The organism is Amycolatopsis sp. WAC 01376 (genome assembly GCF_003947415.1).
GTDB lineage: Bacteria > Actinomycetota > Actinomycetes > Mycobacteriales > Pseudonocardiaceae > Amycolatopsis.
This window is the reverse complement of the sequence record NZ_QHKL01000008.1, coordinates 111,422-125,735: the sequence shown is the minus strand read 5'-3', so window position 1 is coordinate 125,735 and position 14,314 is coordinate 111,422. Positions and strand designations below refer to the sequence as shown.

The 14,314-nt window shown below is 69.7% G+C and carries 8 protein-coding genes and 1 tRNA gene; 3 read left to right on the top strand and 6 right to left on the bottom strand.

Annotation, left to right across the window (positions count from 1 at the left end):
* Nucleotides 1–18: 18 nt before the first annotated feature.
* Nucleotides 19–1,188 carry an MFS transporter gene (locus DMH03_RS33900; RefSeq protein ID WP_125796094.1) on the bottom strand — a complete coding sequence of 390 codons (1,170 nt, stop codon included), beginning with the start codon at nucleotides 1,186–1,188 and terminating at the stop codon, nucleotides 19–21.
* Nucleotides 1,185–2,258 carry an alkene reductase gene (locus DMH03_RS33895; protein WP_125796093.1) on the bottom strand — a complete coding sequence of 358 codons (1,074 nt, stop codon included), beginning with the start codon at nucleotides 2,256–2,258 and terminating at the stop codon, nucleotides 1,185–1,187. The genes DMH03_RS33900 and DMH03_RS33895 overlap by 4 nt, the downstream gene beginning before the upstream one ends.
* 103 nt (nucleotides 2,259–2,361) lie before the next feature.
* Between DMH03_RS33895 and DMH03_RS33890 the strand changes: the two genes are divergently transcribed.
* Nucleotides 2,362–4,974, top strand: a complete 2,613-nt coding sequence (locus DMH03_RS33890; RefSeq protein ID WP_125796092.1) for an AAA family ATPase — start codon at nucleotides 2,362–2,364, stop codon at nucleotides 4,972–4,974.
* 27 nt (nucleotides 4,975–5,001) lie between these two features.
* On the opposite strand, the gene DMH03_RS33885 is transcribed toward DMH03_RS33890, so the two are convergent.
* The gene (locus DMH03_RS33885; protein ID WP_125796091.1) at nucleotides 5,002–8,184 is read right to left on the bottom strand and encodes a BTAD domain-containing putative transcriptional regulator; all 3,183 of its coding nucleotides are present in this window, start codon (nucleotides 8,182–8,184) and stop codon (nucleotides 5,002–5,004) included.
* A 71-nt stretch (nucleotides 8,185–8,255) separates the two neighbouring features.
* Between DMH03_RS33885 and DMH03_RS33880 the strand changes: the two genes are divergently transcribed.
* A complete protein-coding gene (locus DMH03_RS33880) occupies nucleotides 8,256–9,758 on the top strand; it encodes an MFS transporter (RefSeq protein ID WP_125796090.1) in 1,503 nt (500 codons plus the stop codon).
* Nucleotides 9,759–10,042: 284 nt separating this feature from the next.
* On the opposite strand, the gene DMH03_RS33875 is transcribed toward DMH03_RS33880, so the two are convergent.
* From DMH03_RS33875 to DMH03_RS33860, 3 genes are all read right to left on the bottom strand, one after another.
* Entirely contained in the window at nucleotides 10,043–10,474 is a 432-nt protein-coding gene (locus tag DMH03_RS33875) for a hypothetical protein (RefSeq protein WP_125796089.1), read from the bottom strand.
* Between the two features lie 638 nt (nucleotides 10,475–11,112).
* Nucleotides 11,113–11,649 (bottom strand): IS3 family transposase, encoded by a 537-nt coding sequence (locus DMH03_RS33865; protein ID WP_255431274.1) that lies wholly within the window; start codon nucleotides 11,647–11,649, stop codon nucleotides 11,113–11,115.
* Nucleotides 11,650–11,772: 123 nt separating this feature from the next.
* Nucleotides 11,773–11,845: transfer RNA gene (locus DMH03_RS33860), tRNA-Ala, on the bottom strand.
* Between the two features lie 269 nt (nucleotides 11,846–12,114).
* Between DMH03_RS33860 and DMH03_RS33855 the strand changes: the two genes are divergently transcribed.
* Nucleotides 12,115–14,268: an RICIN domain-containing protein gene (locus DMH03_RS33855; protein WP_125796086.1), complete on the top strand. Its 2,154-nt coding sequence runs from the start codon at nucleotides 12,115–12,117 to the stop codon at nucleotides 14,266–14,268.
* Nucleotides 14,269–14,314 lie beyond the last annotated feature (46 nt).

The following is a 14,314-nucleotide window of genomic DNA, read 5'->3' as shown; positions in this document are numbered from 1 at the left end:
AGCTCCCTTCCCCGGGTTTCACAGGAGCGCGGCGATGGCGGGTCCGAAGGCCGCCCCCAGCAGGTAGGTGAGGCTGAACAGGCCCATCCCCGCCGTGCGATGAGAACCGGCGGCGTCTCCGGCGCGCACCGCGTAGACACCCTGTCCCGAAGCCGCCGCGAGTGATGCCAATGCTTGCGCGATCAGCAGCGTGGCCGGGGAAACACCCACTCCCGCAAGCGTCAGGCCGAGAGCGGCGAGTACCGGGAACAACACTGTCACCGCCCGGAACGGGGTCTTCGCCGTCACCGCGATGACCACATAGGACACCAGCCCGCCGAACAGCAGCGGCCACAGGATGGCGAATCCGACCTCTCCGCTGGTCCAGCCGGATTCTCCGGTCAACCGCGGCGGCAGCGCGTACATCAACCCGAAGTTGACCACCGCCAGCACGAACGCGAGCCCGGCCGCGATCAGGAAGACCGGCGTTCGCAGGAGCGCGGCGGGCACGAACCCGGCCGGTCGCGATCGCAGGTGCCGGGCGAGCAGAACCGCGATGACGACGACGGCGATACCCGCGGGCAGCGGGTGATGCGGCACGAACACCAAGGCGGTGACCAACGTTGTCAGGAGCAGCGCGCCGACCGCGTCGAACCGGGACGGCACGACAGGCGTCCCGGGGGCCGACCGCAGCGCCGCGGGCACGGCGAGCAGGCTGAGCGCGGGCAGGGCCAGCGCGAGCCGCCAGCCGAGCGCGTCGCCGACGAGGTCACCGATCAACGGCGACGCCGAGCCGACCACCGCCAGCGACGAGGTGACCAGGCCCATCGCGCGTGCCGAGCCGGCGAGGGTCATGGCCATCGTGGTGAAACCGGCGGTGCCGAGCCCCTGCAGGGCACTGCCGGCGATCAGTACCGGCAGCCACGGAACGGTCGTCACCGCGACGGCGCCTGCCAGTACCAGGGCGGCGCATGCGAGCACCGCGGTCCGGACGCCGCGGTGGCTCTGCAGGCCGGCGAGCAGCGGGGTGCCGACGGCGATACCCCAGCCGAAGGCCGTCACGATCCACGTCACCGCGCCGATTCCGGTGCCGAGCGCCGCAGCCGCTTCCGGCAGGATCAGCGACGGCCCGGCGATGCCGAATGACAGCGGTCCGGCCAGCAAAGCCAGCCACGGCCCCGAAATCCGGGCGCGCACCGGCGCGCTCATGCCTCGGCCGAGGTGGGATAGTCGGTGTAGCCGCGGTGGTCGCCGCCGTAGAAGCTCGCGGGATCGGCGGCGGTGAACGGGCCGCCGGCGGCGATCCGTTCGGGCAGGTCCGGGTTGGCCAGCCACAGCTGACCGAGGCTGATCGCGTCGGCGACGTCGTCCCGCAGGGCCTCCACGCCGTCGGCCGCGGTCGCCGGGGCATCGCCCGCCGGATGCGGGTTCAGGATGAGAGTGCCCGGCCACTCCGCGCGGATGACTTTGGTGATGTCCCGCGTGCCGAATTCCGAGATGTGCACGTAAGCCAGTCCCGCCGGGACGAGGGCGCGGATCAGTTCGGGATACAGCAGTTCGGTGTCGCTCTCTCGTATGCCGTTGAGGGTCGAGCCGGGTGACAGCCGGATGCCGACGCGCTCCGGGCCGATCGCGTCGCCGACCGCCCGTGCCACCTCCACCGCGAAGCGGAGGCGGTTCGCGATCGGGCCACCGTAGGCGTCGGTGCGCCGGTTCGTGTTGCCGGCGAGAAACTGGTGGATCAAGTAGCCGCTGGCGCCGTGCAGTTCGACACCGTCGAATCCGGCCTCCATCGCCAGCCGCGCGGAGGCGACGAAATCGTCGATGGCGCGCGCGATGTCCGCCAGCGTCATCTCCCGCGGTTCCGGATGGTCGAGCAGACCGTCCGGGGTGTACAGCTTTTCGCCCGACGGGATTGCCGACGGCGCGAGCGGCCGGCTGCCGTCCGGGTAGAGGGACGGGTGCCCGATCCGGCCGGAGTGCATCAACTGGACGAAGATCCGGCCGCCGCGCGAGTGCACGGCGTCGGTGACCACTCGCCACGCGGCGGCCTGCTCCGGCGTGTGCAGGCCCGGGGTGTCGATGTAGCCCTGGCCGATGACGCAGGGTTGCGTGCCTTCGGTGATGATCAGTCCGGCTCCGGCGCGCTGCGCGTAGTACTCCGCGGTCAGTCCGGTGACCAGGCCGCCACTCGCGCGACTGCGCGTCATCGGCGCCATGACCAGGCGGTTCGGCAGGGGCAGGGTGCCCGCGGTGAGCGGGGTCAGCAACACGTTCATGTCCTGAAGCTTGGTCCGGGCGAGCGTCCGCCGAATCGGTAAGGTTTCGGTATCGGGTACTGGGATTCGCCTACGTACCTCACTCGCGGTTACGGAGGCCGGTGTGCTGTACGGCAGGGCCGGCGAGCAGGCGGCGATCGACGAGCTGCTCGCGGCGGCTCGCGACGGCCGCAGCGGCTCGCTGGTGGTGCGTGGCGAGGCGGGTATCGGGAAATCCGCGCTCCTGGGCTGGGCGGCCGAGGCCGCCGCCGGGCTGCGGGTGCTGTCGGTGACCGGGATCGAGGCCGAAGCCGATCTGGCGTTCGGTGGGCTGGTGCAGTTGCTGTGGCCACTCCAGGACCGGCTCGCCACGCTGCCCGGTCCGCAGGCGGAGGCGTTGCGCGCGGTTCTGGATTCGGGCGGCACCAGCGGGCAGGACCGGTTCGTGACCGGGCTCGCCGTGCTCACCCTGCTCGCCGACGTCGCCGACGACGGCCCGGTGCTGTGCCTGATCGACGACGCGCAGTGGCTGGATCGCGCGACCGCCGAGGCGTTGCTGTTCGCCGCCCGGCGGCTGGCCGCGGACCGGGTCGCGATGCTGTTCGGTGCGAGGGACACCGGTTTCGCCGCCCCGGATCTGCCCGAACTGCACCCGGCCAGGCTCGACGCCGCGGACGCGGGGCGGTTGCTCGCCGAACACGGGCTGGCACCGCCGTCGCCGTCACAGATTTTCGCGGAATCGGCGGGTAATCCGCTGGCGCTGCTCGAATTCGCCGCCGCGCAACGGGAACACCACGTCGCCGCCGGGCCGCTGCCGGTGGGCGAGCGGGTGCTGGCGGGCTTCCGTGCGCAGATCAGCGCGCTGCCTTCGCGGGCCCGGCTGATGATGCTCCTCGCGGCGGCTGAGGGACGCGGGCATCTTCCGACGCTGCTCGGTGCCGCCGAGGCGTTGGGCGTCGGGCTCGCCGATCTGGAACAGGCCGAGACCGCGCGACTCCTGGATGTCACCGGGACGACGATCGCCTTCCGGCATCCGCTGATCGGCACGGCGGCCTACCAGGGTGCCGCGCTCGCGCGCCGGGTCGCGGTCCATCAGGCGCTCGCCGAGTCCACTTCGGACGCCGATTGCCGGGTCCGGCATCTCGCCGCCGCGGCCACCGCTCCCGATGAGCGGGTCGCCGCCGAGATCGCCGGCTCCGCCGAACGAGCGCGGGCACGTACGGCGTTCTCCGCGGCCGCCGGGCTGTACCGGCAAGCCGCGCGACTCACCGTCGAAACCGGTGTACGAGCGGCGCGCTTGAGCAAGGCGGCGTCACTGTCGCTCGCCGCCGGGCACGGGGAGCAGGCCGCCGAACTCGTCCGGCAGGCCGAGCCGCTGACCGAGGACACCAAGGCGGCCGCGGCCATGGCGCAGGTGCGTGCGGCCGTGGAATTCGAACGGGGAGACGGGCGTGCGGCCGCGCGTCTGCTCGTCGAGCACGCCCGGTCGGCCGAATCCGCCGACGCGGTGGCGATGGTGCGCACCGGTGCGCGGTACGCCTGGTTCTCCGGCGACCGGGAAACAGTCCATTCCGCGAACGCCGCGCTGAACGAGACCGATCCGCTGGTACGAGGTATGGCCTTCCTCGTGGACGACGACTTCACCGCCGGACTGCCTCTACTGGCGGAGTTCGTCGCGCGGGCTCCGAGTTCCGATCCTGCCCGGACCTACAGCGCGATGATCCTCGGTGACGACGCCACGGCCAGGGAACTCGCGTCCGCCGAGGTGGCTCGCTGCCGTCGAGACGGGCTGATCGGCCTGCTTCCCCAGGTATTGCATGACCTCGCCGGCGCGCAGGTTTCGGCGGGACTGCACCAGGACGCCGCCGCGTCGGTGGCCGAAGCCGTACGGATTTCCCGCGACACCGGATCGCACCGCCGGCTACCGCAGCTGAACGCCGTGGTGGCGCGGATGGCGGCGATCGAGGGTGACGAACGCCGCTGCCAGGAGTTGGCGGAGGCGACATCGGACGCCGGCGGGGCGGCGAGCACAGCCGCACTCGCACTGCTCGATCTCGGCCTCGGCCATTATGAGTCCACTTTGGACCGGATGGAGATCGTGCAGCACGGACCACTCGCGTACACCACGGTGGTGATCGCGGCGGCCGCCGACCAGCTGGAAGCAGCGATACGCCTGGGAGATCCAGGCAGAGCCGAACCCGCGTTCCGCCGATTCGAAGCGTGGGCGACGGCGGGCGGACAGCCATGGGCCCAGGCCGTGGCGGCGCGTTGCCACGCCATGCTGGGCGACGACGAAGCGCATTACCAGCGAGCAGTGGAACTGCACGCACTGGGGGAGCGGCCTTTCGAACGAGCACGCACGGAATTGCTCTACGGTGAATGGCTGCGCCGAGCCAGACGCCGCAGCGACGCCCGCGTCCCACTGCGCTCGGCGCTGAAGATCTTCTCGCGGCTGCACGCGAAACCATGGGCCGACCGCGCGTCGATCGAGCTAGAGGCCACGGGCGACTCCGGCCCGGCTGCCGAACCCACCGCCGAGAATCCGTTGGACCGTCTCACCCCACAAGAACTCCAGGTCGTCCGGCTGGCAGCGGAGGGCGGTACGAGCCGCGAGATCGCCGCACAGCTGTTCCTCAGTCCGCGTACCGTCGAGCACCACCTGTACCGGGCTTTCCCGAAACTCGGTGTGCGGACGCGACGGGAGCTGGCCCGATTGGACCTCGGCCAGGCGTACTGAGCCGCCGGCCGTCCGCGCCTGCAGCCGTCAGGAATGACCGTCGGCGCCCTGGGCGAATTCGGCGGCGTACGCGGCTTCGCCCAGGGCGTCGCGCGCCCGCGCCGCGATGCGGTCGACGTCGTCCCGTTCACCGGCGGGCAGGGGCATCCCGACCGAACGCCGGGCGGCCTCGGCCTGGCCGAGCAGCCTCGCCGCCTGCCCGGCGTGGCCCGCCAGTCCCTGTGCACCGGCCAGGCCCTCCAGTGCCAGCGCGATCGTGCGGGGATCCCCGGTTCCGCGGGCGACGGACAGGCCTTCCTGCTGGAGCTTCAGCGCGGAAGCCGCCTCGCCCCTCAACTCGGCGACGAAGCCCAGTTCGGCGAGGATCAACGCGGGCAGACCGGTTTCGTGCGCCATCTTCCGGTGCAGGTCGAGTACGTTCCGCAGGTGTGTCTCCGCGGCGTCGAGGTCGCCTTCCCGGCGCGCCCCCATCCCGAGCCCGATCTCGGCGAACAACTCGCCGACCACGTTCGACAGTTCGACGGCGAGCCGCCTCCCGCGCTCGTGGAACTCCCGGGCTCGCGGATAGTCCTTGGTGAGCAAGGCGATCCGTCCCAGTCCCGAAAGCCGGAAGGACACCTCCGTCCACAGCCCGAGCTCCTCGGCCATGCGCAGTCCCTCACGGCACAGCCGTCCGGCGCGCTCGTAGTCGCCAGTCGACTCGGCCAGCGTCTGCAGCGGCTCCATGGCCTTCACCTGCCCCCACTGGTCGCCCAGCTCACGAAAGAGCTCCAGGCTCTGCTCACCGTGGCGCCGCAGTGCGTCGAAGTCCCCCACAAGCATGGCGTAGAACGCCAGGCTGCTCAGCGCGGCGGCGGTGCCCCACCGGTCGTCGAGCGACCGGAAAGTCGCCAGCGCCGATTCGGCCAGCTTCCGGCTCGGTGACACATCGCTGATGGCGAACAGGTTCAACCCCAGGAACCATTCGGCGTGGGCCTTGCCGAGCGGATCGTCGATCTCCTCGTACGGCCGCAGCGCTTCGCGGCATTTCGCGACCGGGTCGGCGCTTCCGCCGAGCAGCAGCCGGATACCGCCCAGCCGGCCCGTGGCGCCGGCCACCAGCGCGGGCGACGCGCCGGCGCCGGCCGACAGCGCCAGCGCCAGCGACCGCTCGGCCTCGCCGTTCCGCCCGCGCAGATACCAGTACCAGGCCATCGCGTTGACCAGGCGCAGGGCGTGTCCGGCGTCCTCGGCCCGTACGGCGCCTTCCAACGCGGTCCGCAGATTCGCGGCCTCGGCGTCCAGCAGGCGAAGCCACCGGCGCTGCCCGTGCCCCCGCAGCCTCGGCTCGGCCCTCTCAGCCAGCTCCGTGTAGTACGCGCGATGCCTGAGCTGGAGCGCGTCGAGCTCACCGGCTTCAGTCAGCCGTTCGAGGCAGTAGGCGGTGACCGACTCCAGCATCCGGTACCGGGCGCCGTCGTGGGTGTCGATCAGGACGACCAGCGAGCAGTCCACCAGCCGGGCGAGGACGTCGAGAACCTCCGCCCGGTCCACGCCGTGCCCCACACAGACCTTCTCGGCCGCGGCGAGCGTGCAGCCGTCGGCATGCACGGCCAAGCGCCGCAGCACCAGCCGCTCCGATTCGCCCAGCAGCTCCCAGGTCCAGTCGATGACCGCCCGCAGCGTCCGCTGGCGTGCCGGGGCGCCCCGCGTGCTCACCAGGAGGCGGAAGCGGTCGTCCAGCCGGGCGGCCAGCTCATGCACGCCCATCGTCCGGACCCGGGTCGCGGCCATCTCCAACGCCAGGGGAAGCCCGTCGAGGCGGCGGCAAACGGAGACGACGGCGTCAACGGTGGTTTCGTCGAGGACGAACCGTGGCGCGGCCGCAGACGCCCGCGCCACGAACAGCTCCACGGCGCTGAACCCGCGTACTTCCTCAAGGCTCAGGCCCGTCTCGGCCGCCGGTCGTACCAGCGGAGGCACTTCACTGAGCCGTTCACCGGCGACGCCTAGCGGAAGCTGGCTAGTGGCCAGGAAACGCAGCGCGGGCGCCACCTTCAGCAACTGCTCGGCGAGTTCCGCGACGGGAGCGGCGACGTGCTCGCAGTTGTCCAAGATCAGCAGGGTGGCCCGGTCACCCACGGCGTGTGCGACGCGCTCGGCCCACGGCGACGACTTCCCGGCATCGTCGCGGACCCCGAGTGCCGCGTCGACCACCGCGTTCACCTCGGTCCGCTTCGTCGACGGATCGAGCGCGGAGAATTCCGCCAGATGGACGCCGCCGGGAAACGCCGTGCCGCCCCGCGCGGCGGCCGCCAGCGCCAGCCGCGTCTTCCCGACGCCGCCGGGGCCGGTCAGCGTCACCAGCCGATGCGCGCCCAGCAGCGGCACCAGTTCCCCGATCGCCTCGTCACGGCCGACGAGGCCGGTCAGCGGGGTGGGCAGGGCGGACGGCGAACGGGCCACGGTGGTCGCGGGGACGGGAGGGGCGGCCAGCGCCGGATCCTGGGTGAGGATCGCCCGGTACAGCGCGGTGAGTTCGACGCCGGGGTCCACCCCCAGCTCCTCGACCAGCCGGGTGCGCAGATCGGTGTAGCTGCCGAGCGCGGCACTCTGCCGTCCGGCCAGGTACAGCGCACGGACGTGGACCGCGCGCAACCGTTCCCGCAGCGGATGCAGGGCGACGAGGTCTCCCAGCTCGTCGGCCACCAGCGCGTGTTCGCCCAGCTCGACACGAGTCTCGGCGGCTTCCTCGATCGCGGTGAGGCGCTGCTCCTCCCACCGGGCGGCCACGGCACGCGCGAACTCCTCGTCGGCGAAGCCGGCGAACGCGGGCCCGCGCCAGACGGCCAGCGCGTCCGCGAGCAGGACGGCCCGTGCGCGTGGTTCGACGGCTTTGCGGGCCCGGGTCAGCAGGTCTTGGAAGTGGTCCGCGTCCGTGCCGCCCCGCAGTTCGTAGCCGAGCGGGCCCGACACCACCAGGGAGCGCGCGCCCGGCTCGGCGTCCTCCAGCGCTCGCCGCAGCTGCCACACCTTGGTCTGCAGCACGGCGGACGGATCACCCGGCCGCTTGGCGCCCCACAGGAACTCGACGAGCCGGTCGGCGGAGACCGGGCGTCCGGTGTGCGCCAGGAGACAGGCCAGCAGCGCACGGACCTTCCGCCCGGGGACCGCCACCGTCGCTCCGTCGGCCGCCCACACCACGAGTGGTCCGAGCACTCCGAAACGCATACGGCCAGGTTATCCCCGGACCGAGAGCGAACCGAGAGCGGCTCGGGAGCGGCCCGGTGCACCGTTCGGGCATGTCATCGAACACCGCGGAAACCGGCATCCGGAAAGCCGGGACCCGGGAATGGCTGGGGCTCGCCGCGCTGGCCCTGCCCACCCTGCTGATCGCCCTCGACCAGAGCGTCCTGTACCTGGCGCTGCCGCATCTCGCCGAGGGATTGCGTCCCACCGGCACCCAGACGCTGTGGATCATGGACGTCTACGGCTTCATGATCGCCGGCTTCCTCATCACCATGGGCAGGCTCGGGGATCGGGTCGGCCGCCGCAAGCTGCTGATGATCGGTGCCGCGGCCGTCGGCGTCACCTCGGTGCTGGCCGCCTTCTCCGGCAGCGCCGAGCAGCTCATCGCCACCCGCGCGCTGCTCGGCATCGCCGCCGCGACGCTGATGCCGTCCACCCTCGCGCTGATCGGCACGCTGTTCCACGACCCGGCCCAGCGCGGCCGCGCCATCGCGGTCTGGGCCGGATGCTTCATGGGAGGCACCGCGCTCGGACCGGTGATCGGTGGCGCGCTGCTGGAGTTCTTCTGGTGGGGCTCGGTGTTCCTGATCGGCGTGCCGGTCATGGTGATCCTGCTGATCGTCGCCCCGCTCGTGCTGCCGGAGTACAAGGACCCCCACGCCGAACGGCTCGATCTGGTCAGCGTCGTGTTGTCGCTGGCGTCGATCCTGCTGACCATCTACGGGTTGAAGGAACTGGCACGCCACGGTTGGGCGGCCACACCGGTCGCCGCGCTCGTCGCGGGCATCGTCATCGGCGCGGTCTTCGTGTGGCGGCAACGCAAATTGGCGGATCCGCTGCTGGACCTGAGCCTGTTCAAGATCCCCGCCTTCGCCGCGGCGCTGGTGATCCTCGTCGTCACGATGATCGGCACCGGCGGGGCGTACCTCTTCGTCACCGGGTTCCTCCAGATGGTCGAAGGGCTCTCGCCGCTGGACGCGGGTCTGTGGCTGGTGCCCGCGGCCCTCGCATCGATCCTCTCCGCGCAACTGGCCCCGATCGTCGCGAAGCGGTATCGGCTCGGGACCGTCCTCGGGATGGCGCTGCTCGTCGGCGTACTCGGCTACCTGATGCTCGCCTTCGTCGAACCGGGCGGGATGCCGCTGCTGGTCGCCGGTTTCGTGATCGTCTTCGTCGGCGTCGGCACCCTCGGCGCGCTCGGCACCGACCTGGTCGTCGGGTCCGCCCCACCGGAGCGGGGCGGCTCCGCCGCGGCCCTCTCCTCCATCGGCGGTGACCTGGGCACCGCGCTCGGGATCGCCCTGTTCGGCAGCCTCGGTACCGCCGTCTACCGCGTGGTCGTCGAGGTACCCGGTGGCGGGCCCGCCACGGAAAGCATGGAGAACGCCGTCACGACCGCCCAGTCCCTGCCCGGCGACGCCGCCGCCGGGCTGCTGTCCGCCGCCGGGGAGGCGTACACCAGCGGGCTGAACGCGATCGGCGTCGCCTGCGCCGTCGTCTCCGCCATCAGCGCGGTCATCGCGTTGACCGTGCTACGCAAGAAGGCCTCATCATGAGGACAACTCCGCTGGACAGGTCGCCGCCGCCGGAGCGGACCTGCACGCGGCGAAGCCGTGCTCGGCCGGCACCGCTGCGCGACCCCTGAGGAGGGATACGCGTCATTCCGCCGGGGACTTCGGGAGCGTGGATGATCGATCCGGTCACGCTAACCGGGGGCGGCTCGACGACGAAAGGATGGGGTGACCGTGATGGTTCCGCACCCCCGTTCAAGCGCCACGCCCCACGCCCTCACCTGTAACGCGGGCAGAAGGCGGTCAACCGTGCCCACGATGAAAAGGGGTCAATCCACGGCGATTCCGCGGGCCTTGAGGGTGTCCTCGGCGCCGGGGACGGCCATGATGGCCTCGGCGAGGTCGTGGATCACGCGGAGGTTGGGTAGCAGGGCGAGGTCGTCCAGTGAGGTGACGTCGAAGAGGTCGTCCTCGCCGTCCCAGAACGGCGAGCACTGGTGGTAGATGTCCAAGCCGCCGTCAGTGATCAGTTCGTCCACGGCGGCCAGTTGGTCTGGGGTGATCTCCAAATCGGTGAAGTACTGGCGGGCTTCCTCGAGGACGGTGTACAGCAGGTCCTGTTCGCGCAGGTACTTCCACAGGTCGCCGGTGGCGCCCTTGGCGTGGAGAATGTCGGCGATTTGGAAACGGGGCTGGATGAGCTTGTCCTGGTACATGAGCTTGTCGATGACCAACAGCTTGAAGTTGAAGTCGCGGAACATGGCCCATGATCTACCAGACCACCCCGACAATCCGGGCAGTCAACACACACCTTCTGATCGACGAATCGTGCACACTGAGCCCTTTCCTCTGCGCCACTACGACCGGTTGCGACGGCAACTGGCCGAGGAGCTCGGCGCCGATCCCAGCGCACCGGTCCTTGAGCTGCACGAACGCATCCTCCGTGCGGACGCCGGGCCGCTTCCGCCTCCCGCAACCACACCGATGCCCTCAAGTGAACCTGAACTACCGGTTGGATCAGGCTATGAACATGGACTGGTGATCGTCCGGCCTGCCCGCGGCAGCGTTTCCATCACCGGGACGGGCGCAGAGGTAACGACGTCCCCGCCCGGACTGGTAGATCGACGAACCACCAGCGGCCGTACTGGACTGGAACACCACACAAACCGCCACCACCGCCGGAACCTGCCACGACCCGCCCTGTACTCCACGAATCCACCGACCAGCGGTTTATGTCGGCAATCTGGTGGTGGATCACCTTGCACGGGGAGGTCATACATCCGGCCGACCGCGGTGACTGAACAGGGTGCCGAGGTTTGCGAAGCTGGGTTGGCCATTGACCAGCCCTTGGTTGCGGCCCAGGTACATCGCGTTGTCCCCGCTGAAGCGGAAGATCAAGTCAGTCGTTGTCGTAGCCGTCACCGACGGTTCCGAGCGAGGGCATCAGCCCGGCTGCCTTGACTCGGTTGGTGAAGGTCCAGGACGTGAACTGCACGCCGTGGTCGGAGTGAAAAACGGTGCCAGGATCAGGATTCCGGTTGCTGATTGCCATCTCCAGGGCGTTCACGACGAGCGTGGTGTTCTGGCTGTTGTCGATGGACCAGCCCACGATTTTGCGACTGAACGCGTCCAGCACCGCGCAGCGGTAAAGCTTCCCTTCCCGAGTGGGATGCTCGGTGATGTCGCACACCCAAAGCAGATTTGCTTGGGTGCGCAGGAAATTCCGGTTGACCAGGTCCTCGCTGCGGACCTCGATCTTGGGGTTCTTGCGGGTCTGCCGCCGCGGAATCCCCGCCAGCCCGGCTGCCCGCATGAGTTTGGCGACCGTCTTGCGGCTGACCATGATGCCCATCCCCAGGCGCAGTTCGGCGTGCACCCGTGGTGCGCCGTAGGTGCCGCGGGAGCGAGCATGGATCTCGGTGATCACCCCGGTCAGCCATTCCTTGCTCCAGCTACTGAACAGTAACTGAAGTTTGCTGTGCCAATTCTCAAAGTGAGGTGGAACGAAAAAACCGCCCTACCTCGGCAAGCCTGCCAGGTGGGCGGTGTTTCGTCACTGTGGAGCTAAGGGGACTCGAACCCCTGACCCCCTCACTGCCAGTGAGGTGCGCTACCAGCTGCGCCATAGCCCCGGAGCGGGTTGTTCTCCGCATCTCGTGTGTCCATACATTACACCGCCCGCCGAGGCCGTTCGCGCGGGGGTCACTCTGTGCTGCCTGGAACCGCCGGACAGGTACTGACCTGCATCTTTGCAACTTATTTTTAGGCGTGTATTGACTCCGCGTGTGACCGCCGTTACGTTTTCGTCCATCGTGACGCCGAGGTCCCCGCCCGCTACGCCGCGTCTCCACTGGGCTCCCGCCTCAGCTCGTCCTGCCCGAATGACGCGGAGGAGGTCCTGATGCGGGCCAAAGCAGCCCTGATAGCCCTGTTTTCCCTGGTCGGAGCGCTGATCGTGGTGGCTCCGGCGGCGCAGGCGGCCATCGTTCCCGATACCTGGTACGCGGTGACGACCACCGGCGGGAAATGCGTGGACGCGCGGGCCGCCGGATCGGCGAACGGAACGGTCGTCCAGCAGTACGCCTGCAATCGGACCTTCTCCCAGCAGTGGCAGTTCCAGCCCACGTCGGGTGGCTACTTCCGGGTCAACACGCGCAACGACCCGGCGCGGGTGTGGGACGTCGCCGAAGTGTCGACGGCCGACGGCGGGCTGGTCCATCTGTGGGCCTTCGGCGGAGGAAACAACCAGCAGTGGCAGCCGGTCGAGGAATCCGGTGGGGCGTATCACTTCGTGAGCCGCAACAGCGGCAAGTGCCTGGACATCCCGGGCCTGTCGACCCAGGACAGCATCCAGCTCCAGCAGTACGCCTGCAACGGCACCGGCGCCCAGTCCTTCCGGCTCACCCCGGTCACCGGCACCGCGAACCCCGACCTCGGGCCGAACGTGCTCGTCTTCGATCCCGGTATGTCGCAGTCGGCGATCCAGTCCCAGGTCGACAGCGTGTTCTCGCGGCAGGAGACCAGCCAGTTCGGCTCGAACCGGACGGCGCTGCTGTTCAAACCGGGCTCGTACAACGTCGACGTCAACGTCGGGTTCTACACGCAGGTGCTCGGGCTCGGCCTCTCGCCCGACAACGTGACGATCAACGGCGCGGTGCACGCGGAGGCCGACTGGTTCCAGGGTAACGCGACGCAGAACTTCTGGCGTGGCGCGGAAAACCTGTCCGTGAACCCGGCAGGCGGCACGGATCGCTGGGCCGTTTCACAGGCCGCGCCCTACCGCCGCATGCATGTCCGCGGCAATCTGCAGCTCGACGACGGCGGCTGGTCCAGTGGCGGCTGGATGTCCGACGTGAAGGTCGACGGTCAGGTCCGGTCGGGCTCGCAGCAGCAGTGGATCTCGCGCAACTCGCAGTTCGGGAGCTGGAGCGGCTCCAACTGGAACATGGTGTTCGCCGGCGTCGCCGGCGCGCCGTCCACCAGTTTCCCCAATCCGCCGTACACCGCGGTGGACACGACCCCGGTCGTGCGGGAGAAGCCGTTCCTGTACGTCGACGACGCGGGCGCGTATCAGGTCTTCGTGCCCGCCAAGCGCACCAACGCTTCCGGTATCACCTGGGGCGCCGGGCAGCCGGGGTCGTCGCTGCCGATCAGCCGGTTCTTCATCGCGAAGCCCGGCACGACGGCGTCGCAGATCAACGCCGCCATCGCCGCGGGCAAGGACCTCCTGATCACGCCGGGTGTCTATCACCTCGCCGAGACGCTCCGCGTCACCCGGCCGGACACCGTCGTGCTCGGCCTCGGCCTGGCGACACTGATCCCGGACAACGGCATCACCGCGATGACGGTGGCCGACATCGACGGCGTCAAGGTCGCCGGCGTGCTGATCGACGCGGGTACGACGAACTCGAACACGTTGATGGAGGTCGGTCCGGCGAACTCCGCGCAGGATCACGCGGCCAACCCGACTTCGCTGCACGACGTGTTCTTCCGCGTCGGCGGGGCGGGCGTCGGCAAGGCCACGAACAGCCTGGTGGTCAACAGCGACGACGTCATCGGTGACCATCTGTGGATCTGGCGTGCCGACCACGGCAGCGGGGTCGGGTGGAACACCAACACCGCCGACACCGGGTTGATCGTCAACGGTGACGACGCCACGATGTACGGCCTGTTCGTCGAGCATTATCAGAAGTACCAGACGATCTGGAATGGCGAGCGCGGCCGGACGTACTTCTATCAGAACGAAATGCCTTACGACCCACCGAATCAGGCCGCCTGGATGAACGGCTCGACGCGGGGTTACGCGGCCTACAAGGTGGCGAACTCGGTGACGGCCCACGAGGCGTACGGGCTCGGCAGCTACTGCTACTTCAACGTCGATCCGAGTGTGGTGGCGGATCGCGCGATCGAAGCGCCGGACAACGCGAATGTCCGGTTCCGGAGCATGGTCGCCGTCTCGCTCGGCGGGAACGGGACCATCGCGCGGGTCGTCAACGACCGCGGCGGACCGGCGAATTCGGGATCGACGGTGGCCAATCTGGTCGCTTATCCCTGATACCCCGGTGCGCGCCGGGATGGCGGTCGCGGCGCGCACCGGCCTC